Origin of the sequence: Psychrobacter sp. DAB_AL62B, from assembly GCF_028895345.1 — a bacterium.
Taxonomy (GTDB): domain Bacteria; phylum Pseudomonadota; class Gammaproteobacteria; order Pseudomonadales; family Moraxellaceae; genus Psychrobacter.
On the sequence record NZ_SAXC01000015.1, the window covers coordinates 14,075 to 39,921 of the forward strand.

The 25,847-nt window shown below is 39.5% G+C and carries 16 protein-coding genes and 3 pseudogenes; 7 read left to right on the forward strand and 12 right to left on the reverse strand.

The window, feature by feature from the left end:
- Positions 1-54: 54 nt before the first annotated feature.
- The 6 genes from EPB74_RS12835 to EPB74_RS12860 all read right to left on the reverse strand — a co-directional run bounded on the left by EPB74_RS12835 (position 55) and on the right by EPB74_RS12860 (position 9,890).
- The gene (locus EPB74_RS12835; protein WP_274904545.1) at positions 55-993 is read right to left on the reverse strand and encodes a hypothetical protein; all 939 of its coding nucleotides are present in this window, start codon (positions 991-993) and stop codon (positions 55-57) included.
- Positions 993-2,204 carry a hypothetical protein gene (locus EPB74_RS12840; protein WP_274904547.1) on the reverse strand — a complete coding sequence of 404 codons (1,212 nt, stop codon included), beginning with the start codon at positions 2,202-2,204 and terminating at the stop codon, positions 993-995. Before EPB74_RS12840 ends, EPB74_RS12835 begins: the two co-directional genes overlap by 1 nt.
- 2 nt (positions 2,205-2,206) lie before the next feature.
- Complete coding sequence (locus EPB74_RS12845) at positions 2,207-3,013, reverse strand: DNA topoisomerase (RefSeq protein ID WP_274904548.1); 807 nt, start codon at positions 3,011-3,013, stop codon at positions 2,207-2,209.
- Entirely contained in the window at positions 3,010-6,828 is a 3,819-nt protein-coding gene (locus EPB74_RS12850) for an AAA domain-containing protein (protein ID WP_274904550.1), read from the reverse strand. Before EPB74_RS12850 ends, EPB74_RS12845 begins: the two co-directional genes overlap by 4 nt.
- Complete coding sequence (locus EPB74_RS12855; RefSeq protein WP_274904552.1) at positions 6,825-8,615, reverse strand: hypothetical protein; 1,791 nt, start codon at positions 8,613-8,615, stop codon at positions 6,825-6,827. The genes EPB74_RS12850 and EPB74_RS12855 overlap by 4 nt, the downstream gene beginning before the upstream one ends.
- A 159-nt stretch (positions 8,616-8,774) precedes the next feature.
- Positions 8,775-9,890, reverse strand: coding sequence for a hypothetical protein (locus EPB74_RS12860; RefSeq protein ID WP_274904553.1), 1,116 nt, complete (start codon positions 9,888-9,890; stop codon positions 8,775-8,777).
- Between the two features lie 166 nt (positions 9,891-10,056).
- On the opposite strand from EPB74_RS12860, the gene EPB74_RS12865 reads away from it, so the two are divergent.
- From EPB74_RS12865 to EPB74_RS12880, 4 genes are all read left to right on the forward strand, one after another.
- A complete protein-coding gene (locus EPB74_RS12865; RefSeq protein WP_274904554.1) occupies positions 10,057-12,840 on the forward strand; it encodes a DNA methyltransferase in 2,784 nt (927 codons plus the stop codon).
- A gap of 62 nt (positions 12,841-12,902) precedes the next feature.
- Entirely contained in the window at positions 12,903-13,520 is a 618-nt protein-coding gene (locus tag EPB74_RS12870; protein WP_274904555.1) for a hypothetical protein, read from the forward strand.
- 83 nt (positions 13,521-13,603) lie between these two features.
- On the forward strand, positions 13,604-15,805 hold the full coding sequence (locus tag EPB74_RS12875; protein WP_274904556.1) for a DEAD/DEAH box helicase: 2,202 nt from the start codon (positions 13,604-13,606) through the stop codon (positions 15,803-15,805).
- Complete coding sequence (locus tag EPB74_RS12880) at positions 15,759-17,150, forward strand: GIY-YIG nuclease family protein (protein ID WP_274904557.1); 1,392 nt, start codon at positions 15,759-15,761, stop codon at positions 17,148-17,150. The genes EPB74_RS12875 and EPB74_RS12880 overlap by 47 nt, the downstream gene beginning before the upstream one ends.
- Before the next feature lie 318 nt (positions 17,151-17,468).
- Here the strand turns inward: EPB74_RS12880 and dnaB are convergent, their stop codons facing one another.
- The 3 genes from dnaB to EPB74_RS12895 form a co-directional block, all read right to left on the reverse strand.
- Positions 17,469-18,770, reverse strand: a complete 1,302-nt coding sequence (dnaB, locus tag EPB74_RS12885; RefSeq protein ID WP_274904559.1) for a replicative DNA helicase — start codon at positions 18,768-18,770, stop codon at positions 17,469-17,471.
- Positions 18,770-19,672 (reverse strand): hypothetical protein, encoded by a 903-nt coding sequence (locus EPB74_RS12890; protein WP_274904560.1) that lies wholly within the window; start codon positions 19,670-19,672, stop codon positions 18,770-18,772. Before EPB74_RS12890 ends, dnaB begins: the two co-directional genes overlap by 1 nt.
- A gap of 118 nt (positions 19,673-19,790) precedes the next feature.
- A complete protein-coding gene (locus EPB74_RS12895; protein ID WP_274904562.1) occupies positions 19,791-20,060 on the reverse strand; it encodes a helix-turn-helix domain-containing protein in 270 nt (89 codons plus the stop codon).
- Positions 20,061-20,225: 165 nt separating this feature from the next.
- Here EPB74_RS12895 and EPB74_RS12900 point away from each other — a divergent pair, with 165 nt between their 5' ends.
- Positions 20,226-21,197, forward strand: a complete 972-nt coding sequence (locus EPB74_RS12900; RefSeq protein WP_274904563.1) for an XRE family transcriptional regulator — start codon at positions 20,226-20,228, stop codon at positions 21,195-21,197.
- Between the two features lie 492 nt (positions 21,198-21,689).
- A pseudogene (locus EPB74_RS12905) lies at positions 21,690-22,288 on the forward strand (IS3 family transposase); the annotation flags it as partial.
- Between the two features lie 390 nt (positions 22,289-22,678).
- On the opposite strand, the gene EPB74_RS12910 reads toward EPB74_RS12905, so the two are convergent.
- The 3 genes and pseudogenes from EPB74_RS12910 to EPB74_RS12920 form a co-directional block, all read right to left on the reverse strand.
- On the reverse strand, positions 22,679-22,948 hold the full coding sequence (locus tag EPB74_RS12910; protein ID WP_274904565.1) for a hypothetical protein: 270 nt from the start codon (positions 22,946-22,948) through the stop codon (positions 22,679-22,681).
- Positions 22,929-24,698 (reverse strand): annotated as a pseudogene (locus EPB74_RS12915) (hemagglutinin repeat-containing protein); the annotation flags it as partial. The gene EPB74_RS12910 and the pseudogene EPB74_RS12915, both read right to left, overlap by 20 nt.
- A gap of 37 nt (positions 24,699-24,735) precedes the next feature.
- Complete coding sequence (locus EPB74_RS12920) at positions 24,736-25,383, reverse strand: hypothetical protein (protein ID WP_274904567.1); 648 nt, start codon at positions 25,381-25,383, stop codon at positions 24,736-24,738.
- Between the two features lie 124 nt (positions 25,384-25,507).
- Between EPB74_RS12920 and EPB74_RS12925 the strand changes: the two are divergent.
- A pseudogene (locus tag EPB74_RS12925) lies at positions 25,508-25,719 on the forward strand (transposase); the annotation flags it as partial.
- Positions 25,720-25,847: the final 128 nt, after the last annotated feature.

Consider the following 25,847-nt stretch of genomic DNA (forward strand, 5'->3'; position numbering starts at 1 on the left):
ACTTTCATTTAGCTTAATCCCTGTCTGATTAATTTAAGTAGTGATTTTCTATATTTAAGTACTAACCAAAAACCACTGTTTTTGTGCAGACGGCAGATAGCACACAAAATTTGCACTTGTGGTATTTGCCTGCAAAAACACCACCTTTATATCCAAAACCTCAACCGCCACAAAGTACCCTTGTTTAATTAGAGTAACCTCGAGCACATTATTACTCTCTGGTTTCGGCAGCATATAAGCACCTTTGCTACCCCCTGCCAAATATACGGTACCATTTAAGGTGTCACAGCCAAACCAAGGAATATCTGGCATATTCATAGTGATTGCAAATATGTTGTTAGATTGTTGGTGTAATATCAAACCTAAATTTGACACCGCCAGTAGTTGACCATTAGCATAGGTGACATCATTGATAGGTGTGTCTGATGCGATTGAAGGGTCAAACGTCATAGCATGCCATTGTTTATTTTTATACTGCATTAGCTGGCAGCCATACCCCATTAAGAAATAATCACCATCTACTTTTTTGAACCTGATAGGGCGCTTTATACCGGCATAGCTGGTAAAATTTCGTCCATCATAATGAATCAACGTACCCTCAAAAGTTGCTATCCATAAGTCACTATCTTCACCAATGATACAAACGGGCGTTTGCTCTGTTATCCTCTGGTACGACCATTTTAATGCGTACGCTTGAGTTTCCAGCTTTTCATACAAGTTACTACCATTTAACTTAGATTTAGAACCATATAGATGCCCCATCATATCCACCGCCCAAATCGTGCCAAGTGAGGATACGGTGATGTCTGCTAAGGTGACGTTTGTAGTAAGCAAAGTAGTTTTATGAGAATACTCATTATATAAAGTGACTTTTTTGATGGCGGCGGGCGGCATAACGTGCATGTTGTCATTTTCGTAGGACTGCAAGCAGATAATACCGCCACCTTGAACGAGTACCTTATTTACTGTGATATAGTCAAAATTATTGCTCATTATAAGAACTCAATATACTCATTTTCCGAGCTTTCTAAGTTAGGTAGCTTTGTTAGGATATCGGACATCGCTATAGGACACGCTTGTAGTATAGGAATAGACTCATTCGAACACAGAGAATGTTGTAGTAGCTCTTGTTTTATACAAGCAGCAAGCACCTCTGCTTCTTTTTGAAGATACAGTCGAGGTGAACTGTTTGTTACTCGTTTTACGCGAACGGTAGTAAAAAAATCAATCAATACGATCTCTATTTCTTCCAACCACGCTAAAACAGTCGGCTCACGTCGTTGTGTTATAAATATTCGAGCTATACTGATAAGCTGAATGGTTAAAAATCGACATTCAGTACCTCTTGTCTGACTATCTTCTACCCAAAAGCTTAATGCGCTTTCTCTGATAAGCGTTGTCAAATAAAAGGCAAAAGATATATTTTTGCCGCCGTGATTTTTTTGTTGTGGTAAATTATTGGCGTGGGCAGATTGGTTATAATTGTTAAATGGTTTAATAAGCTTCAACACTTCATATCTTACGCTATGATACTCCATTAAACTCTTGGGTATGGCTTCCAAATCATAACCCATATCCGTATTGCCTCTAATTATATAATCAGCTAATAAATTAAGCGTTACTAGCATACCTTGTTTATGCGCGACCTTGAGAGCTTGCAAGGCATCAGTGTCATATAATCTAGCGGCAGTCCTGATTTGCTTTTGTTGGTCGGTATCGTATTTTTCACGGCTCATGCCAGCGGTCAATATCACGTGTATACCATTATCAAATATAAGTAAATCCTGAGAATAGTGAACTGGGTTTACCTTCTGCCCTAATGACACTGCCCAATGACCACTGGCTGTCAGGTACTCATGTAAAGGCAGCTCTGCTTCATCAAAGGCAGTTTTATTAGAGAGGGTGAACGCAACATCAACCAGCGCCTTTGTCATTATATTGACGGTACTACGATGCGCCTTAGCGTCCTCAACTTTACGTGCGTTGATCCTCCTAAATAAATCGTAATAAAGAAGCTGTAATAGTTTATGGCGAAGTGCGGGCGGTAAATTAGCCCAGCCAATCCTCGCAACCAGTGTTAATAGTAAACTTAAATCATTAGGATTAAAGCTAAGCAATAATTGTTCAATTAACACCAATATAGCTTGCGCACGCTTGATGTCTTTTTTTGAGCCGCTCGTGCGAGGGTAAGTAATATAGCCCACGACTATGACTGCTTATTATTGCGTTCAATGGCTATTTTCCCAATGGTCGCTTTGTCTTCATGAGCGTCTATATCAGATACTTGATACAAATCGTCAGGATTGGTCCAGCTTAGATACTGCAAAGACTCCCTCTCCTCTTTACCATATAGCCTCTCGAATACTGCGAAGATAGGCATGTCTGGTGGTATTTCACCAGATTCGACTTTGTTTAGTTGCGATATAAAATGACTGTTCCAATCTAAGGTGGCCACATCGCCCAAGTGTTTTTGCAACACCGCATAAGTCTCACGCCCCTGCTCGGTCATCTCTACCTTATCGCCTTCTTTTACTATATTTATCAGCTCACTGTCGTGCATTAGGCTTTCGATAATTGATGCCACTGTAGATGGGCGACCCACCTCAAAAACATCCATATTTTGTAATAGCTTGGTCAGTGATAGAGCTTCTGACTCATCTTGTAAAGACAGCTCCATAGTAAAATCACCATTCTCAATAGCTTTAATATCCTCATCTGACAGACAGTTAGATTGCTCACCATCACCACTATTAAAGAGTTCACCCAAAGGCGTGCCTAGCCAGCCTTTTTCCACCGCCATATTGGTTTGTAGAGTGATAAAAAGATTATCTTCTCCTTCTGCCATTTCAAGCTCAAGCTGCATCTTTTGGCGCATAAATTGAGCAGCACCTAAGTTCTCGCTGTCTTGCATCTCTTGAATAAGTGTAAATAGTTTGCGCTCATCATCCTTGTGAATATGAGCTAATGCGTCTTGATCTATAACAGAGATATCATCGTGGGCGCTATTTGTCATGAACTTCCCTCATAAAGCTGCTGTAATATGCGCATGGTTGTTGCGGGCATCATGCGGTGCTTTTGCCAAGCTAATGACATAATCTCAAGCGTTGAGCGGCTAAAAGGCTCATACTCAACCATATCACTTTGAATATCAACAAGTGTGTATTTCTCAATGTTTTTTGCTGTGATAGGTTTACCCGTTTCTTCAATGAGCTCTGCTACCTTTTTTAGATAAGAAGCGGGCACGTTTGGCATCTGCCCCATTACTTCACGCCCATTTACCATTAACTTGACTTTCAAGGTAGTCGACTTGCATCGCTTTACGCTTGCTTCATGTTGTGCTATTAAATCCAATATCACCGCCTTTACTCGACCCATACCCTGGCGACCAGCATGTCCATAGGGTAAATGCTCTGCTAGCAACGTCCACATATACTGTGCCAACCAGCGGTCGATAACTTGTCGGGCAACTTCAGCAGAGACCATATTTTGATCAATCTGTCTTGAATTGTTACGCGCCTCACATACCCCATCTTCAGTTATTGACCGTAACGCCACCCGTTCAAACTTCTCTATAAGCTGGGGCGCACGCTGTTTGATAGCATGATGCAGATGCCAGGCGATAGCCTCACCAACATTATCGTCATCAGTCGCTACATATATTTTTTTGACTTGTGGACCTTGCTTTAATATTACTTCTAGCGTTCTTTCCCCATTGGGCAGTAATTCATATTGTGGACGTAGCTGCTGGCTTGCCACCTCTACCGAGGCACTTTCAAGATCCATATTGGTAATTGCACCACCTGTGGCATGTACAATATAGTCACTTTTCAAAATCTTTTTAAGCGATTTTATCTTACCCGGCGCTTCAACAATAAACAGATAGTTTGGAAAGAGACGCACACCAAAGTTGGCCATGTACCAACCTAGATAATGTATAGAATTAGTTGTTTGAAATTCTTCGTGCTCAATAACTTCAGGACTGTCTAATTTATATAATTTTGGTGATAGAAACGCAATAAACGACTGTTTAGCACGAGAGACTGCCACGTTTAAAAGGTACGGTTGATCTTCAAAAAATAGGGTTTCGCCATCATCATGAGATTGTACGCCAGAGTAGATAATAATATCTTTCTCAGCACCTTGCAGCGTATGAATGGTATTAATGATGGTCTCAGTAATCTCTTCTTCTGGAATAACTGTACCTCGGGTGCTATTTTCAGCCACTAAAGCGGCACGTATGCAATTTGGCTGCTTATTAAATGGTGTGATAATTGCTACCATATCCTGTAGACGTGGTTTATCTGTTTTGTCTCCTAACAATGATTGCCAAGCGCTATACTTATCAACAACCAACCGCGCAATCATTTCAGCTTCATCTTTGTTTTGCTTAGATGAACCACCTTGCCCTTTGCTAGAAGACCCTGTTGACTCTACATAAGCCATCGCTGGTAAATCTTCATCTTTACGGTCTTTATCTAACGGTGGAATATAAAACAGCTTGTTTTCATATACCAGTCGATTGCAGTAGTCGATAATATTCCGATAGCAGCGATAGTGACCTCGCAACATAAAGCCTTTGCCTTGATAGTTTAAACTAGAGCTCTCCTGTACCACATGCAAAAAACTACCATGCGATACCGATAGCTGCTGCTTAAATAAAGCGGCAACCTTCTTTGATGAATAGCCATGTTTTAACCAAATCAGATACTCATCAAATGGGGAAACATCTTTTTGCGTATCAATCACAGGTGCCAATTGCAAGACATCGCCCACAGACATTAAACGCTTGGTCAAAGACGCTAATGGCAAGGCATTCATAATAGTCGCTTGACCCGACTCATCAGTGATAAGCAAGTCGATACCTCCATACACATAATCTGTTTGGGTCGCTCCTTTCGGATAACTCATAATCTTAAGTAAGGCTGGCAGGCGGTTAGTAGTTGAGATAATTACAGGCGTTATCATACACACACGCCGCAAACCTGCGATTATATTGTCTTCGGTACGTGAAAAATGCAAATGAGATGCTTGGTCAATGATAAATTGACCTTCCCAATAGCGAGCAGCTAAATGAAACAGCTGGGTGCGGTACTCTAAATCAATACATTGCTCGATCAACAAATTTAGCGCTGCTCGACGCAATACAACTGGATAATACTCAGGCTCAATAGCTTCATCGCGTATGATTTCACGGCATACTTTTTCATAAACCTTTATGTCATTATATTTATAAAGTTTAATTAAGTCTTCACGAGTGTTCTTAAAGGCTGGCAGGTGATTTTCTTCTTGATATAACGGAAATACTTTATCCAAATCAGCATTATCTGAAAAAAGTTGCGTTTTGGCGCTGTTCAATGCCTCTGCCATCTCGATATAAGTTAAAGACAATAAATAATGCAAACCATCAACAGCTTGCTGTATATCAGTTGGTGCTGATAGCCCTTGTTGACTAAAAAATACCTTAGCCTTTTTTAGATAATAATTGGCTAACTCATTATTGGCATGCAAGTCATTGAGCTGCGCCCCCACATTTTTCCACTCAAAGTTATACGGTTTGCTTGGTCCCACGATACTTAGAATTGGGATTTGCTCTTTTTCTTTATGACTTAACTTACTCTCAGCATCTTGTGAAGCAAAAAAACTACCGTAAGTTGGGCAATGTGGAATCCAGCGCTGGTACTCAAGTAGATACTCATCATTATCATCTTGCACCACATCAGGAAAGGCAGAGGTAACATTTTTTACCGATTGGTTAGTCGCACCGCTTGCCACAATGATAGGACAGGGTTCTCTAAGCAGAGCTGCTTTTACCACATAATGCGCAACCACTGCTTTAAGCATTGAGGTCTTACCACTGCCTGGTGGGCCATTGACCGCCAATACTCGACCATAGCTATTATTGTTTTGATAATTTTTATCTAAATAAGCCGCTGCTAGCGAAGCATGGCGCTGGGTGTTGTCTAGTGGGAATAACTCACGGTTATGTTTTAATGAGATTGGATGATCACTACTTTTTTGAGTATCCATATGACCTAGTAAATAGGGTGTATTTGGGTCATAGTTGTCCTGAGCTGTGGTCAATAAATCATTATATAAATCATCTGCCGTAAAATCTAATGCTTGAGTATTCACTGAATCAACATCATAAACTGACAGTAGCTTAGATAAAGCAGTATGTTGATAAGTCTGAGCACCATCAGATAACAAGCTCTCATATAATTGTATCAACTGTTTCTTAGCGCCATCATCGGGCTTTGCGACCAAAGACAACTTCGGTTCTATCTCTTGACCTTTAAGCTGCCTTTGTATTTTCTCACGCAAGGCGTGTAATGAATCAACTTGACAGCTTGTATACAGATATTGGCATGCCTGACTAAACCAAGTTTGAGAAGTTCCTACTTGTAACGAATATGACAAATCCTCATAAGATAAGGAGCTATCATTTAACTGTATTTCAGGGGCGTTATGATTGCGCTCATCAGAATTATGCTCTCCTAGATAGTACTCGGCGTTTAAGGTAATTGTCTCAGCTATATTTGGTAATAAGTAGACGCCAGCCTGCCCATCCTCAGGCACATCGAGAGTGACTGGGATTGCCAAGACTCCATAACCTTTAGGCGCTCCACGTTTCACAAACTCTAATAGCACATAATAAACTTGGTTCGAATTAGCCGATGCAAGGCTTTTTAGGTCGAATGGTTGACTAAGCGTCGCCGCCCAAGACTCTATATCGTCTGGAAAAGAAAGAGGGATACGCTCGAGATCATACAGCTTCCTCATCGAATCAAAGTTCATTTGCTCATAAAACACTTGTAACGTTTTGCTCATTTTATACTCGCTGAAATAAGTTCTTTAACCTCAATTCCCCACTTCGATGCTTCAGTACGTACCTTATAGCGATATTTTTCTGGCTCATCAACTTGGCTCATTTGATGCTCCCAATCAGTAAAAATAGCGCTATCATCACTGTCTATGATGGAAAAACCATATTTAGGTGTGGCCTTATACGGTGGTTTTTTGCCGATATGATCAGGTAGTTGTTCAATATACTCTGCAAAAACAATAACACTGCCGCCAGCACCACCTTGGTTCTCATCACTATCTTGCAGATCATCGGCGCACAATATGCGAATGGCCTCGGTGGTGAATACCGGAAAAGTAATTTCTTTAAAAGCTACCGATAGCTTTTTACCAATATCTAGCGTACGAAAACCCCGCGCTATCAATAGCGACTTAGGAATAATGAGCGCTAGGTCTACATGTTTGCTACGTACCGAGGCGATAGCATGGTTTTTGAACGCATAGTTTTTTTGACTGCGCTCAATCTTCATTACATAATCAGGATGGTTGTCATATCGACTCCAAATATTGCCAACAGTGCATTCAGCTTTATACGCTTTATCACTGTTTATACCTATAAACAAACCTCTATCTATATATTTAATCTGCCAAGGTTTTTTTGACTCTTCTCTAATGATATGTAAATCAAACTCAACACCTGAATGAATCGCATAAATTCTATTTCTTACCAGCTCACTCCTCTCCACTAACACCCGAATATAAGGCGATTCTATGGCTTCAAACAATGCCATATCAACATAACTTACGTGTTTCATCTCTATACAGCGGAATCTCTGGTGGTATTCATCCTCTGTGGCGACTGATAGTTTAAAATTACACCATTCTTTGTTCATATAATAAGACAGATGCACTTTAATCGTGTCTTCTGGTTGCAAAGCCGACACATCTTTAATAAAGTGCTCAAGGTCCGACTGCCAAGCCTCTACATTTAAGCTAATGCCCTCAATCAATGGCGTGACAAACCTGTATAACTTATACTCCTTGCCATCTTTCTCTCTAAGCTCTGTTTCGACAAAAATTAGGTCTGCCATTGGTTGGTTGTGCAGCGCTAATAATCGCTCAGTATTCGCAGGTAAGCTGGTTTTGGCTTTGCACCCTTTATCATCAAAGATGATGCTCGCTGGTAGTATGGCTTGCTCAGTAACGCTGTGAATACCTAATTTTTTAGTTTGAGAGCTATAAAAAAGAACAGGTAAAAACACCCCTTTAGCAACATAATAATCAGCTAAATAAGTAGTTGGATCATCAGTTTTTTTACGAATATTGGTAACGACGCCTTTATTGACATATTCAGGCTCTTTAGTCTGCCATTGCTGAATAACAAAGCCACCTTTTTGATAATCAGTATCATGACTAAAGGTCACCACAACTAAGCTGTTATAAAATATTCGATATAGCTTGGAATATACCGATCCTTTAGGCAAGACAATATAGTCATCGCCCTGCTCTTGTGTGAGTTGAATACGACCATCTTCAAGCCGTTGACAGTAGCACCCATATTCAAGCTCTGACGATCGCTTATTATATTGAGACAATGGCAACAACTGATTTATAAAGGCACTAGTTTTACTTATGTTAATACTAGCCCAATAGTGACTATCCTCTATAGGATATGTATAAAGCTTTCCTCCTTCTATTACTTTATTGGATAAAAAGGCACAAAGCTTTTGACCCTCTACTTCAATATCAGCGCAAAAAGTACCTTTATGGTTTTTCTTTAATTGTAGCTGAGTTAGTATTTTTCGCTGTGACAACTTCTATCTCCCTAGCTAATAGATGGCACCAGAGGTACTTTTTTAGTACATTCCATCTATTTAAATCATTTTAATAACTATGTGATTAAGCTGTTATCGCTTATTCCGCACAATTTAGAAGCATTTTTAATAGCCCAACAGCATACATAATATATTTTATCAATATGAAAGCTTCTCAGGCTCTAGCATCAGATGATCCTTGTACGCTTGTTCCTTCGCGTCCGACCGTGGCATTCCGATAGCTTGGTACTCATCCATCGCTTGCCACATTCTTTCCTGCACCACGAACGCTAGATCGTCCAGTAGGTTTTGCTTTTTCAGTCGTGCTGTCATTTGTGGGCTGTCCTGTCTCCACGTTTCCAGTATCTCCTTGTGTAGAGACTGGTTATGCATCACTTCCTCGCGCTCATAATTTTGGCGCTCTTTTCTAATGTTAGCTACCATTTGTGTGCTAAGTCCATGCTCATGCTCTAATAGTAGTTTCTCATACATTCTTTTACTATTCTCTACACTGGTCATTTCCTGAGTGTCAAAATCTTCCCAAGCACGAATACCCTCCCAAAATGAAAGCAAGTAGGGCTTTATGTCGGTGCCCAAATCATTAATCATCGCTGCAGCGTAATCACCAAAGTCATGAACACCACTTTCGAAATATGCGCCGGCAAGAGTCATACCATCAAGCAATAGCTCATGATCGAACTGAGAGTTTGTTTGGCTCTGTTCGGGCTTTATACAATCGCAACCAATTGTCTTGCTTTGATACAGATTGACTGTACCTTTCTCGCCCTCAGTATGATTCATTTCCATTTCAGGATATAAAAATTGAGTCAGCTCATAAATCTCGTCTTCTGCCGCCATACCTTTTTTATCAGGATTTGGATAGAGAGCCGCAGTAAGAATTAATCTAGGAAGCTGCCAATACTCAGCAAATACCTTCTCAAGCTCTTTTCTAAGAAATTCAAGCCAAAGTGCTACAGTCTCTTCGGGTATATGAGGGTCTGGTATTTTGTAAATGAGAAAATCTGCGTTAAGACAATACTCCATACGGAACGCAGCTGCCATACAGTCATGCAGCCACTGCAAGGTTCTATGATCAAAACTGTCTAGCTCATCACGCAAGTCACTCAGTTCTGTGCGAACATCAACGACTTGCTCTGCTTTACGATGCTTATTGGTAGCAAAATCGATAATTATACGTAACGCCTCCCCATAAGCCTCATGCTGAATCTTTGCAATACGAGTAGAATCACCCTGAAACTTAGTACCAACTATCATCGTTAACCCTTGTTAATAAGCTTGTAGCGTATCGACTACATAAGCAATAAAATACTATATCCATCCTCTTATTCAGAACACTTAAGCCTTTAAATACGATAAGATAGCGCTATAATTGCACATTAGCTTACTTGTTCACACCAGTAAATCATCTACAGAGACAACCATGGCATTTAACCAAACCCAGTTTTTTGAAGATTTAGAAAAATTAACCACTAAAGTCATTGATAAGAATAAAAAAGAAGACTTTATATACGATTTCCTAACGCTGCTAGATGTCTCAAAATCTACGATTACTTCTCTCAGAAAGAATGACGGCCGTTATAATGTCGCAGCCAATCCTGAAGCTGGCGAGGTTGCCAATAAACATCGTATCTACTTTAAGCCTATAGCTGCGGGCCAAGACCTTGCTAAAGCACTAAGTGAGATGATAACTAGCCCAATCATTAACCAGCACAAAATCCGCATGGTAATGGTGACAGATTTCGACACCGTACTGATTAGTGACACCAAGTATGATGAGACGCTTGACTGCGACTTTACCGATCTTTATAAAAACTATCACTTCCTCTTACCACTTGCCGGCCTAGAGCGTGCGCGTGAGTACTCAGAGCACCCTGCAGATGTACAAGCTTCTGAAAAGATGGGACGCTTGTTTGACCATATCCGTAAGCTCAACGAGTTTAATACTGCTGATGATTTGCATGCTCTCAATATATTTTTAACGCGATTACTATTCTGCTTTTATGCTGAAGACACCGGTATTTTCGATGCTAACCAGTTCTATAATGTTATTGATAGAACCACCAATATAGATGGTAGCGATGTCGATAGTACACTGTTTGAGCTGTTTGAAGTTCTCGATTTACCTGAGTCTAGCGCAGAGCGTAGTGCCAAGCCCACGCATCTAATTGCATTCCCCTATGTGAACGGCAGCTTATTTGAATATCAGTTCGCCATTCCTGAGTTCGATGCGCGTACCCGCCGTATCTTGCTAGAGTGTGCCCGTTTGAGCTGGGCCGAGATTAATCCAGATATTTTTGGCTCCATGTTTCAAGCGGTGATTGACCCTGAGCAGCGTGGCAGCTTAGGACAGCATTACACCAGTGTTAGCAATATCATGAAGGTCATACAGCCGCTATTCTTAGATGAGCTACGTGTAGAGCTAGACACGGTCATAGCGCTAAGTTATGACAATCGCCATAAGAACAATAAAGCCGAGCGCTTAGATGCCTTACTTAAGCGTATCAGCCAAATCAAAGTATTTGACCCAGCTTGCGGTTCGGGCAACTTTTTGATTATCGCTTATAAAGAGTTACGTAAGCTAGAAATTGATGTATTAAAGGCACAACGCGATTTACTAGGCTCTAAAGACAACCTGTTAGGTTTAGGCTTTGATAGTGTGGTCAGCTTAGATAATTTATACGGTATTGAGTACGACGACTTTGCCAGTCAAATAGCACGCTTGTCACTCTGGCTAGCTGAGCATCAAATGAATGTGCTCTGTGAACAAGAGTTTGGCGTGTCTCAGCCCATGCTACCGCTTAAAGAAAGTGGTCATATTGTTTATGGTAATAGCTTACGTATAGATTGGAATGAAGTCTGCCCGAACAATAGCACTGATGAGATCTATATTATTGGTAATCCACCGTTCGGAGGCACTGGTAGTCGTAACGATGAGCAGGTTGATGATGTGCGACTGGTGTTTAAGGGTTTTAAATCCTATAAAAAGCTGGATTATATCTCTTGCTGGTTCTGGAAGGGTGCTCAATATATTACTGAAACGAAATCTAAAATGGCGCTAGTATCGACCAATTCTATTGCTCAAGGAATGCAAGTAGCTATGTTGTTCCCAGCTATGTTCAACTTAGGTATTGAAATTGAATTTGCTTATCAAACGTTTCCTTGGAAGAATAATGCTAAAAACAACGCAGCAGTTCATGTTGTGATTTTAGGGTTATCCTATAAAGATAATTGCAATAAGAAAACAATCTTTAGTTTTTTTGATAAGAAATGGCTCTCTAAAGCAGTAAGTAATATTAGCCCTTATTTAGTTGAAGGCTCGAACATAGCTGTAGAAAAAGAATCGAAACCACTTCATGGCGGCTCAACTATGGTTTTTGGTAGTATGCCAAATGAAGGTGGTTTTTTACTTTTAACCAACGAGGAAAAAAATGAGATATTAATAAAAGAACCTAAGCTAAGTAAATTTATAAGAAAAATATTGGGCTCACAGGAGTTCCTAAATGGAAAGAATCGTTGGTGTCTATGGCTTATTAATGCCACCAATGAAGATATTGAAAATTCAGAAGTTCTAATGAAAACATGTAACTTAGTGAGAGAACATCGTCTTAAGAGTAGCAATAAAGATACTCGAGAAATGGCTGAGACACCTCATTTATTTTGGTACATAAGCCAACCAACATCAGGTAATTACATTCTAATTCCGAGAGTTTCATCAGAAAGACGACGTTATGTGCCGATAGGTTTTTTAGACCATGACATTATCTCAAGCGACGCTAACCAGATCATTCCAAACGGTACATTATATGACTTTGCTATACTGACTTCGATTATTCATAATGACTGGATGCGGTTAGTTGCTGGTCGTCTAAAGAGCGATTACAGATATTCAGGTACTATTGTATACAATACCTTTCCCTTTCCTCATGCCACTGACGAGCAGAAGAAAAACATTGAAAGCCTCGCAGAAGAAATCCTACTCGCTCGAGCTAGTAATGCTGGCATGACTTTAGCAGAGCTATACGATCCAGATAAGATGCCTGAGGACTTAAAACAAGCGCATAGCACTCTCGATGACGCGGTAGATAAGCTATACCGTCCGCAAGGATTTGCCAATACCGAAGAGCGCTTGGCGCATTTGCTGGCACGTTATGAGCAGCTTATCGAAGCTGAAAAACAGAGCAAAGGTAAAAAGAAAGCTAAGTAGCTTATTTGGCATCAGCATCCATACCAAAACAACATTAAACACCTTATAAAGAGCGTTCTATTATGATTTCCAAAATCTTACCAAGCGCAGCCATAGCTGCCCTACTTGTATTTTCTATGGGTCAAGCATCAGCTGCTTCGCAAAGCGAGCTTATATCGCTAAAAGGTAAGAATGGTCAAGACCTTCCTGAAGGTGATATGTTCATAATGTTTGCCTGGATGGAGGATGGCTGTATCGGAGACGGACCCATTTACAGTTCTATCAATGAAAATCATAATAAATTCATTAGCAGAACAATGAAAATGAAGACGCTTACAAAACCAAATAAAAATGATGAAATTTATGAGTTTTCTATAGCTCCACGGTCTCAATGGGCTCCTGGTTATAGCCCACTGATGAAAGATGTGAGCATCCATACTAATATGGAATACACTGAATATCATATTAAATTTGCAAATGGGGTCAAATATCGCGAACAGCCTCTAGCAGAGTATCATTATAAATTTAGACCTGAGTCAGAAGGTGGTGAATACGTTCTGAAGTTTGCTAAAAACGCAGACATGCAAAGTGTTTGGAAACATTTCAAAACACGTCAGGCATCAGACTATATGGATGACGGTATGTATGATTCAAAAGCTAGGTTTGATCGTAATAATAATACATTGACTTGTGTTTACTAATTTCACAACATTATTATGATAAATGAGCTGTATTTTTACTACGCTACAGATTTACGATCATCTCTACCTATAATGAATCTACTATGACTGCCACCGTTAATATCCTAAATCAAACTTACGCCCGTACTGGTCAAAGCAAGACACATAATTCGATGGGCATGCGGGAAATGCAGGCACGTGCATTCGAGAAGCGTCATAGCCAATACTTACTCATTAAGTCGCCACCTGCCTCTGGTAAGTCACGCGCCATGATGTTTTTGGCCTTAGACAAACTTATCAATCAAGGTGTTAAGAAAGTCATCATTGCTGTTCCAGAAATGAGCATTGGCAAATCCTTTAAGTCAACAGCGCTTAGTGATTATGGTTTTTTTGCCGATTGGGAAGTAGCAGACCGCTATAACCTATGTCTAAATCTCGCCTTGAGTGATACTCGCAAAAGCACTATATTCTCAGAGTTTTTGACCACAGATAGCAGTGATGACTCCTTACCACAAGTATTAGTCTGCACCCATCATAGCTTTCGATATGGCTTTGACAAAGTGATTGAGGACGGCGGTAGCATAGCGTTATTTAACGATATACTTATCGGTATTGATGAATTCCATCACGTCTCTGCAGATGACTCAAACCGCTTGGGTGCCATACTAGATGGCATTATGACGCAGACTAGCGCGCATATCGTGGCAATGACCGGCTCCTATTTCCGTGGCGACTCAGTACCCATCTTGTCAGATAGCGATGAAGAAAAGTTCGATAAGGTCACTTACACTTATTATGAACAGCTGAATGGTTATGAGCACCTAAAATCATTAGGACTCGGTTATCACTTTTATAAAAAGTCATTTTTTGATGCCTTAGATGAGTGTTTAGATACTAGCAAAAAGACCATCATCCACATCCCTAACGTCAATAGCTTAACCGCTGAGACAGACAAGTATGAAACCGTTGGACGCATTATTGATATTATCGGTGAAATTGAATCTCGTGATGACAATACTGGTGTCATCACCATACGGTCACACGATGGTAGACTTTTACTACTCGCCGACTTAGTGACTGATGACGCCATACGAGTGAATACGCAAGCTTACTTAGCGGATATTACCTCTCGCGATCAGATGGATATCATCATCGCCCTTGGGATGGCAAAAGAAGGCTTTGACTGGGAGTATTGTGAGCATGTATTAACCATTGGCTATCGCGGCTCTCTAACCGAGGTAGTACAGATTATTGGGCGCTCAACAAGAGATAGCGCGGGCAAACACCATGCCCAATTTACCAACTTAATCGCTGAACCAGAAGCGGACAAGTCTGAAGTGACAAGCTCTGTTAATGATTTATTAAAAGCCATTACGCTATCGCTGCTGATGGAGCAAGTACTTAAACCTAATATCAACTTTAAACGTCGTAGTGAGATAGACATATTAGGAACGCTCGACTTGCCGGCAGGTACCATTATTATTGATGACACCGTCAATCCTCCCTCTGATCGAGTGATGAATATACTTAACCAAGATCGTGAAGAGATATTAGCTCAGCTATGCCAGAACGCAGATAGCATCAAAAAGTATATCGCCGCCGAAACCGATAACGTCGAGACCGAAGCTGTATCGGACACCGTCATCCCAAGTATTATTCGTAGTAAATACCCAACGCTAGATGCCAATGAAGTACGGCAAGTACAAGAAGGCGTCATGCAATATATGGCCATCAATCGCCAAGGCGGCGTGGTTGAAGGTAAGGATATTCCTGAAGATGCGATCATCGAAAATGAGCGCTGTTTCATTAAGCAAGGCACTGAGTATGTAGATATCGCTACTCTAAATGCTGAACGAAAAAGTCAGCTCAATGAAAACGACATTATTAAAGAGCGCCACCTGCCAGCTGACGCAAAAATATATAACCCTAAAACCAAATCAAGCAGCAGCAATGACTCAAATCCTAGCAACGGCTTTGTGAAGGTTGGCAGTAAGTTTGTCAATGTAAACAACCTTCCCATCGATCTTGTCAAATCAGTTAACCCCTTTCATGATGCCTATGAAGTTCTCTCTAGAACCGTCGATAAAGAAGTACTACAAACGATTAATGACGTCGTGCATGCCAGCCGTTCTACCGTAACTGAGGCAGAAGCCGTCCTGATGTGGCCAAAGATAGTGGCTTTTATCAAGAATAAAGGTCGTCAGCCTAATAGAAACTCAGAAGATGCTATTGAGCGGCGTATGACTGAAGTTATCTCCTATGTCAGAAACCAAAAAGCTAAGCGAGAAGCCAATAGTCATGATTAAACTCGATGAGATCTATCAAAGTCGTGAATACAAGACACTAGAAGATATCTTTTTAAATGACAGTACTGGTCTACTAGACGACATAAAGCCTGTCACCAAAAGCGCAGATAATAATAGCGTTTTAGCGCAGCAGTTTGACAGTATCAACATTTTTATCGATCAACATGGGCGCGTGCCTAGTAGCAGTGCTAACGATATTAATGAAAAGATAAATGCTCGCCTCTTAGCTACCATACAAACCAACCACGCAAACTCGCAGGAACTGCTAGCTTTAGATAAGCATGGCTTATTGGCTACGCAAAGTACTACTTCTACCCTATCTGACGACAAACCGACTCTCTCAGACAAAAGTATGAGTAATAAGGATGATGGTTCTGAAAAGGCAGTCAGCGCTAGCACTAAAGAAGCTGAGCCGGTAACCGTGGCTGTTAGCGAGCCACCTATTATTAACAGTCTAGATGATATTTTCAACAGTGATGACCTAGGGATTTTTGACAATATCCATTCTGAAATCTTAGTCAGTGATAGTCAGCTCAATTCTCGCAATACTTATGACCAGTACGATGATGAAGAAATAGCAACTCGCTTTGAATGTAAGGACTTTTATAAGTTTGAGGCAACCTTTGAGCGTATATCTCAAGCCATTCAAACGGGAGCTTTTACTAAAACCAACTTTTCATCAGTAAAAGATATCAACATTGGCAGCGTCTTCGTTTTAAACGGGATTTTGTGTTATGTAGCGGATATATACCAAGCAGAGAATCGGAAGAATGAGCGTAACCAGCAGCGACTTCGTCTGGTGTTTGCTAATGGTACTGAATCTAATATGCTCATTCGCTCTTTAGCTACTGCTCAATATAAATATGAAAACAGCTATCAGCTGTTAATTACCGATCCTGACTGGATGGACGATGAATTAGCAAAAAACTTCGGAGATGATCGGCAACTTACTGGTGTCATTTATGTCGCCAAGCTGACTGATACGCCAAGCAACTTAGCGCACTATAGAAATTTGCATAAAGTTGGTTTTTCGACCCTTACAGGAGAGGCTCGCACTAAGCACTCAATTAGGGATACCGCATTCTTGCAACAGCCTGTAGATATTATCGCTGAGTGGCAGGTATATGATGCTAATGCCCGCAGTGTAGAAGGTGTACTACACGCTTTCTTCTACGATCAAAGAGTTAAAGTGTCTTCAAAAGCAGCAAATGATAACCTCTACAAGGCGACAGAGTGGTTCAATATTCCCCTTGATGAGATTGAAAAAGCCATTAATCTGGTTATCGCCGGGGACATTAAACACTATCGAATGGATGGTGCGGCTGGCAAGGTGGTTTTGAAGTAATGAGCGTTTGCAGAATTAACTCACATTCATAATTTAAAATTGTTAGATGTGATTACCTATAATATTGCGGGTCTATAAATAGCATTTATAGATATACTGATTTCCTACCAAAATGTGAAAACACTATATCACTAGTTCATCTAAGCCTTTTCATACAAAGCTTTCATTATAAATGGCTAATCATAAGATTTGTCAGGTGGCTTTGTGAAACTCGGGGTTTGAATATTGGGGTTTGATAAATTTAAAATACCCTGCATGCTAAGATAGTATGCAGGGCTTTGTATGAAGTTAATTTTGTGGATTATCTTAACACTAGCTTTAAGCGAGATCAGCGAAACGACTGTATTCTCCTTCAAACTTAACTTTAACAGTACCAATCGAGCCGTTACGCTGTTTGCCAATAATCAACTCAGCAATGCCTTTTTGAACTGACCTTTCGTTATAAACCTCGTCACGATAGATAAAGATGATATGATCAGCATCTTGCTCAATAGAGCCTGAATCTCGTAAATCGCTCATAATCGGACGTTTGTTATCTCGATTTTCTAAACTACGATTAAGCTGCGATAGCGCAAGCATTGGACAATCAAACTCTTTAGCGAATCCTTTTAAAGCTGACGATATGTCTCTAATCTGCCCTTCTCGATTGTCTTTTAGATTAGTAGCCCGGATCAACTGAATGTAATCTACTATGATTGCCGATATTCTGCCGTGTTTTTGGCGTATGCGGTTTAATGTGGCTCGCATCTGTCCTGTAGTGATGCCACTACGGTCATCAATAATCATCGGTAATGCCTCGATGCGCTTTTTGTTACTCATGATACCTTCCCAATCCTGTGTATCTAGATTTTGTCCGCTAAACACTTTGCTCATATGTATGTTAGCCATACTGCTTACTAAACGCTTAACAATACTAGCTTTTGGCATCTCAAGGCTAAAGAACACAACAACACCGTCTTCATTTTGAGAAATATTTATAGCGATGGTCTGCCCCAATGTTGTTTTACCCATTGAAGGACGAGCTGCAATAACCACCATCTCACCATTCATGACCATTGTTTTATTATCGAGCTCGACCAACCCTGTTTTAATGTTTGGTGAAACCCCTGCAGTGGCATTGTGTTTTAAATCTTCTACAAAGTTTTCTATAAGTTGACTAATGTTTGAGTAGACCTCGCTGACTGTACCCTGCATTACTGCATTAACATCTTCAGCCGTTAAGCTCCAAGAATCGATAGGCGCTAAATCAAAATTAGAAATTTTAAGTTTTGCTCTTTCATAACATTCACTGATTTTTCTACGTTGCGATAAATCAATTAAGCGTTCTATGTAGCTTTCAATATTAAAAATCGATGGTGCAATTGTTTGCAGCTCATTCGATATATATTCGATAATAGCCTTATCTCTCTTATCGGCTAATAATTTATCGATAATCATTACTCTGTCGTATGGCTGCCCAGATGTAGCTAGTGACTCGATAGACTCATATATTAGTTGATGCGCACCTGCATAAAAGTCATCAGCTTTTACTTTTCCTACAACCTTCTCGTAGGCATTATCTGTTGAGATAAGCGTAGAAATTACAGATTGCTCAAGACCTGTGTTATATAAATGATTCATTATTTCCTCTCAATTTTTGTTTCAGCGGCAGCAATCATGGCAGCTATACTTTTAGGGTCATGCTGTTTTTTGGCTGTTGAGATTGCTTCAACAGGTATATGACTAGGGTGTAATGGAGTATGCTCATCAAGGTTGGTTTTAAATTTGTTGATTCGCTTTTTATCCATTTTCTGAAATAGGTTGACTAGCTTAGCAATGCGTACCGACTCACTAAGATTTTTTTCAAACCAGTATGAATGGAAACCATAAAGTTCTAATCTTAATTCTTGCTCATTGATGAATCCAGATAGGGGTAATACACCTGCCGCCTGTAAATGCGTTTTGTATATTTCATATTGACTATCAAAATCATCGAAAGAGGCGACAACGCTTTCTTCTGTATTTTCTTTATTAGTCTCTTGTTTATTCTCTTTAACATCATGACAGTCTGTCGTCATGATAGATGGTGCTAAGTTGACGTTATCCATATCGTCAATCTGTCGTAATTCATCATGACAATCTGTCTTATTGCATTTAGACAATTTGTCGTTATGTTTGTTTTCAGTACTTTCAAGTAGTTTTTTACCCAAATCTGCGCTAATTTCATTTAATCTTTCATAATCAATCGTATAGAAATTAACTCGGTTTTGCTTGTTGATTGCCAGTTTTTCTACCAATAACAGACCCATGTCAGTTAAATTCTTAAATATGCGCTGAATCGTTCTTTCACTCCAAAACTTAAAATCTTGCTCATGCCACCGCTCAAATGTTTTATAAATCCACATTTTCCCATCATGTTTTGTCTTGGCGTGGGGAAGCCAGTAATGTACCTGTTGCAAAACAATCGCTTCCTTAAGCCCTATCTTATTGGCAAGTGAGGGCAATACTTGTAATGGTGGTTCTTTTATCAGTAGATTACTCATTTTTTTACCCAGCCTGATCTAAAGATTTTAAATATAAACTCTTCAAAGTTATCAAGAATTTGCTCAAAAAATCTATCTTCAAACTCCTAATATATATTGTCATAAATGGCATATACGCCTAACTACTGCTTGTACATGATTTTTCACAATTATCGAGATATTCGTCAAGATGCCTTTTACGATATAAGACATGCCTACCTACTTTGCTATAAGTAATACCATCTGATTGATGACAACGCATATGCTGCAGGGTATGCAATGACTTACCAATGTATGCTGCTGCAAACTGTGGAGGGAACGGCGTATTTTCATCAGCTTCAATAACTTTTTGCCTTAACACCTCTTTTTCATCATCTGTATATTCTGACCAAGTTTTTTTGCGATACATAACTTCTTTCCTTGTCAATATAGATTATTACTTCTAAATACTAGTAAGTATAGTTTACTATCGAAACTTTTGAAATCAATCGAAACCCAAACTATTCTTGTTAAGTAATGTAACCTTCATAAATAACAGGCCACAAGGAGTTATGGCATAAGGAATCACTATTTTATGCTATTTCTTTTAAAGGTTTCTCGTGATAAAATAAATAAAAGAAACTTTTTATGGATTAAGGGGAAATTTGTGAGTGAAGGTCTAAAACAGATGGCTAATAGAATTAAAAAGTGCATGAAGGCAAAAGGACTTAAACAAGTAGATATTGTTAAAACTACGGGAGTTTCTAAAGGAAGCATATCGAAATGGTTAGCTGGTAAAGCCAAACCAAGTGGCGAATATCTACTCCGCCTTTCACAAGTTCTAGGTGAATCAGAATATTGGTTATTAAATGGTGAATATCCTTATAGTTCATATGCAGATATTGATGATGCCATGGACTCTATTAACGCTTATGAAGAAAGTAGGAGAGATCATTACATTACAGAGCTCAGTTTAGACCCTAGTCTTCCCTATAGCATTAGATTTTTACAAGAAGAGTTTGAGAATAAGATATTTAGTGAGTATGAAGAAATTGAAAAACAGTATGAGCCTTCTACTGAACAATTGCGTCAGATCGAAGAGCATGAAGAATTGCTGGAATGGGAAGAAAGAGCTGATGACTTTATTCAAAACAAGCTGACTTTAGAACAGATAGAGGCATACTCTACTTTAATTAAATTTATAGAAAATTTTAAATATGTAGAACAATCATTAAGGTCACAGTCTGAAATTGCTGAACGGACTAATACCAACTTAAGTAAGACCCTATTCTACAATCAAGAAGACCATAGTATGGAGCCAATAATTACTATTGGTGCCCAGTGTTCAATAGATTTAACTAAACGCAACATAAAAAATGGCAACTTTTATTTAATAAGAAGGGATAGTTTTTACGGGGTAAGAGCATTGTTTAGTCAGTCTGATGGCAGCCTACTACTACAATGTAAGAACACAGAATATCCAGATGAAAAAATCTCAAGATCAAAAATAAATAGCTTAGAGGTTTTAGGTTATGTTTATGCTTGGTCTAATATGAATCCATGGTAAAGGCGAACTTCTCTAAAGCTTGAACCGCCATGGGTTGACCGCTATAGTAAGATGGACTTTACCCCATGTCTGAAGATAAAAGTATTTCCAATAAATGGATAAGTGAAACCGTACTTCACACAGTCATAGAGACCAATAACTTAAGCGAATATTGACCCATGCTGTCAAATCCGTAGACATTAACTTGGAAGATTATAATTTTAAAGAATTTTTATTTGCTGTTTATTTTTATTAAGGGATGTTTTTGAAGTTAATATCGATAGCGAAGAATTATTCAATGCTAAAGTAGACCAAATATTAATCTAAACTATAACTTGTTGGGTGGTAAACAACCCAATATTATGGTGTCCGAAATATCATTAACCTCTCCATTACCATAGATTTATTTTACTCTGATGATTCGAAAAAACCCTAAATACTATTGTTTATATAGTGTAGAAGACTTAGGTATGAAATCACTTTTCTCAGGTGATGTTGTTAATATCGGGGTTTGAAGGAACTGAGCAGTACGATCCACAGCTTATGGCCGTGATAGAAGAAAACAAGCGCCTCAAACGACAGCTTAAAGTTGCCGAGGAGGAACGAGAGATATTAAAAAAGGCGACGGCGTACTTCGCCAAGCACAGCTAGTCAGGTACGCCTTTATTAAAGACAATCAGCAGATATTTAACATCACCACTATGTGCCGTGTGTTAAGCGTCAAACCATCAAGTTATTACGACTGGAGTAGACGCGATATCAGCGAGCAGCAGATACATCGCAACCATTGCGAGCTGCTAGTTAAAGCCGCTCACAGTGAAAGTAAAGAACGTTATGGTTATGAGCGTTTGCATGCAAAGCTAACAGAGCAAGGCCATGACATTAGCCTATACATGGTGAGAAGCATCAAAGAAGAACTTGATATCAAATGCCGTCGTCACAAGCGCTTTAAAGTCACCACTGACTCCAATCACAACAAACGAGTCTATCCGAACATACTAAATCAGCAGTTTGATGCTAAGCGTCCTAATGAGTCTTGGGTCAGCGATATTACTTATATCTGGACACATGAAGGCTGGTTGTATCTAGCAGGGGTTAAAGATCTATACACCTTCATTATTTATCTGATTTCATCAGTTTCCATTGCGGTGCGCCGCCACACTTCTTATTTAAACGCTTTTGTTCATCCGATGGTAGTTGCTCGTAGTAGTCTCCACTGATTGCACAGTCTTGTTGGTAATAATCATTTAAAACACAGCCACTCATATTTAACATTAAAAAGATGAGTGTGATCTTAACTATTTTCATTACGAATTTTCCTTATAAAATTTGTTTAGCTTTTTGCCTTTGGGTTAATTGACATTCATCAACTGAATTAGATCATTTAGGATTTGGCTCACCACAGTTCCAGTCAAGAAAGCGACAAGATTGATAGCCTGTAAGAAATAAGTATAAAGCACTAATAGTCATAAGGCTCTTCATTGTATTCAAACTCCTTATTCCTACCTATATTTAGGATCGGATTCAAACTTATAATTACGATTTTTAATACACATGTTTAATATGTAGATATCAATATCAACCTCATCATTATATTTGGCACCTAGTTTATTTCTTGCAATATTCTCCTGCTCTACGCGGCATTTTTCTGTCAGTTTATAAGCCCTAGTTTTATCTATATTCTGTTTATTCCAATCAAAAATACCGTAATTACAGGCCGACAGGCTTAAGCAGAAAACTACTGTCATAATATTAAAAAGCATCTTCATCATAAATTCCTTCTGATTGAGTTTGTTTAGGTTTAACTAAAACGGGAATTGATGGGTTGATATTCTCTATTGGTATACCCCATTTATCTGTAAAATCTGTATAAAGTGGATTACTTACTTTCTGCCTTTCAGTAACAACCCTACCTGCATTATTAATATACTGACCTTGACTATTCATAAGAAATTCAGACGGTATCTCCGCAAAATAACTACTATGCGAATAACAGCCCCAACACTCGCCCCCTGTCGCAGGATTGCCGCCTAAGATGATAGGTGGGCGACCAACAAAGTCCGCTTTATGTACCGCAGAATAAGCGCCACTTTGATAAACGACTTCATTACCGTCTTTGTCTATACCCACATAAGTATATCCATTTTTGGCAAGCTGATCAGCGTAGTCCTGTACGTTAGTGGCGGTACCGTAAAAGCGCGACTGGCGAATGGGAACTTGTGTAACACCTTGATTGTTATTTAAGTCTTTTAGCGCAACGCTACCGGTCAATCCACCTCGACTATGATTACTGGTATCTATCTGTAAACCTTTTTCTAGGGCTTCAAGGTAGATATCTTGATTGAGCTTTTCTGAATTGGTTAGAGGCAGTTTGCCACCTAAAGTATCATTGAACTTGTCATATCCAGCATACATTAACTCTGAGGTTAATGAGGATAGTATCCACCAGCCATCATACTTACCTGTTGGCTGATTCATGACGACTAGAGCGCCTACTTTATTGGTATCAGTGGTGTTCTGTTTAGCGGCATTGGCTAGTGAGGCTTCTTTATCGTTGAAGATACCGGGATTAGAAAGTGTTAGCGTATTGTCAGCTTTCTTTATAAGATTCAACTCATCTTGAGTCAGATCATTTAATGACCAAATCTGCCGACTCTCACACTGACCCCCTGTAGAAGCACTACAAGTCTGATACCACATTTCTTTGGGAGCGGTAGCTGACATTTTTACTCTATCTGCTTGTGTTGTAGCAAACATACCTGTAAATAGACCCGTGTCGCCAACACCCCATAGAGCACCTAGACCTGCATCAATCCAGCGAACTTTTTCATTTAGGTTTGCGGCTTCCGTTTCCAAACGCAGAGATTCACTAGTATCTCTACCATTGTTTCCCCTTCTAATATCAGTAGCTTGCTCTCGTTTTTTGGCAACATCTGCATATAACTCTTTTTTTAGCTCTTTACGACTATTATCAAGAGCCTGAGTAATTTCAACTTGTGCTCCAAGTTCTTCATTGACCTTTTGAGCATCAAACACACTCTCAAGCTTGCCGCCAAGCGCTTCACGGTTGTCAGTAGCAAGCATGCCTTGTGGATCATTGAAGCCACTCACCCCGCCTTTGGTGATACTGCTATCGCTGTCGCTATCGGTGCCATAGCCCAAACCATTCATATTGGCTTGTGGTTTATCCGTGATGTTACCAATACTAACACCTGCAGAGAAGGCATCACCGTCATAGCTGGTGGTATTATCAACGTTGATGTTGCTGTTGGCATAAGTCACTGAGTCGCTATTGGCATAGCCTTTGCCTTTGCTGCTACTTGCAGTAATGCCGACACCGCTACCTGTTGAAGCATAACCCCCAATAGCCGTACTTGAGCTAGAATTGGTACTACGAGTATTACTGTTTTGTGCCACGCCACTGACGTTAAAGTCGTTGTCAGCTTGGAATAGGGCGTTATTGTTGACGTTTAGGTTACTGCCGTTGATATCACTGTAAGTACCTGCGCCGGTTGCGATAAGAGCTAGGTTGTTGGCTTTTTCTCATGGTATCTACGGGCTAAATACCACAATTAAAATTTTTCGTATGATCTATGATGTAGTGCCTATAATCTCTACGCTTGGACCTTAAACTATTTGACTGTTCTTTAAGAATGGTTTGATAGTTTTCATTATAATCACTTAATAAATAAGCGGCTGATGAATCAATAATGAATCGGTTGTTGAGTTTGTCAAAACGTGCTAAATAAGTATAAGTAGTATTAATACCTGATGATCCTTTTTCGGCAACATCATTATCTATGTTATAAACTATACAATCTGTTAATAAATTCTCTACAGGCATTTCAAGCAGATAATAGATAGTATTATTATACTCAACAGCGTTAGTTGCTAAATTAAATTCTGGAATTTTACCTGTCTTTTTTAACCCTTCTTTAGTCAGCACATACATATTTTTATGAGGATACATCTTCTCGTTGGTACTAGCATTCAACATATAATATTCATAACTCAGCAAATCTCGAGGAGCACTTTCGATTATAGAATAATACTCTTGATAGACAGTATGAGTAATAAGATAGTATTTATCCCCTTCTATATACAATGCTCTATCTTCTTCATATCCAACAATATCTTCAACTTTTTCTTTATGAATTTTTAAAAAATAGTTACTACTTGTTTCACATTTTGGCAGCAAGGTTGTCAAGAATACCAATATGAGTACGATAGCAAAACATTTGATAATCTTTGATTTCTGGGTAATCCCCCCAATAAATAAGAACACTTAGGAATAGAGATTAACTGCTAAAATATATCAGCAGGAGAATCCTATGAAAAAGACACGCTTTACTGATAATCAAATCGTTAATATCCTCAAACAAGCAGAACAAGGCGTACCTATCGCTGATTTATGCCGTGAGCATAATGTCGGCCAAAGCACCATATTTACAACTGGCGTTCTAAATATGGTGGCATGGATGCCACGCTTATCACTCGTCTCAAAGAGCTTGAAATTGAAAATGCTCGCTTGAAGAAGATGTATGGGTAATCATCCCAACCATAAGACACTTATCAAATAGAATTAAGCGGCGTGGTTTAGTTTCTGCATTGGCGTAAAACCGCCATTGCCCATATTCGGGCGCTCGTGGTTGTAGTGATATAACCAAGCCT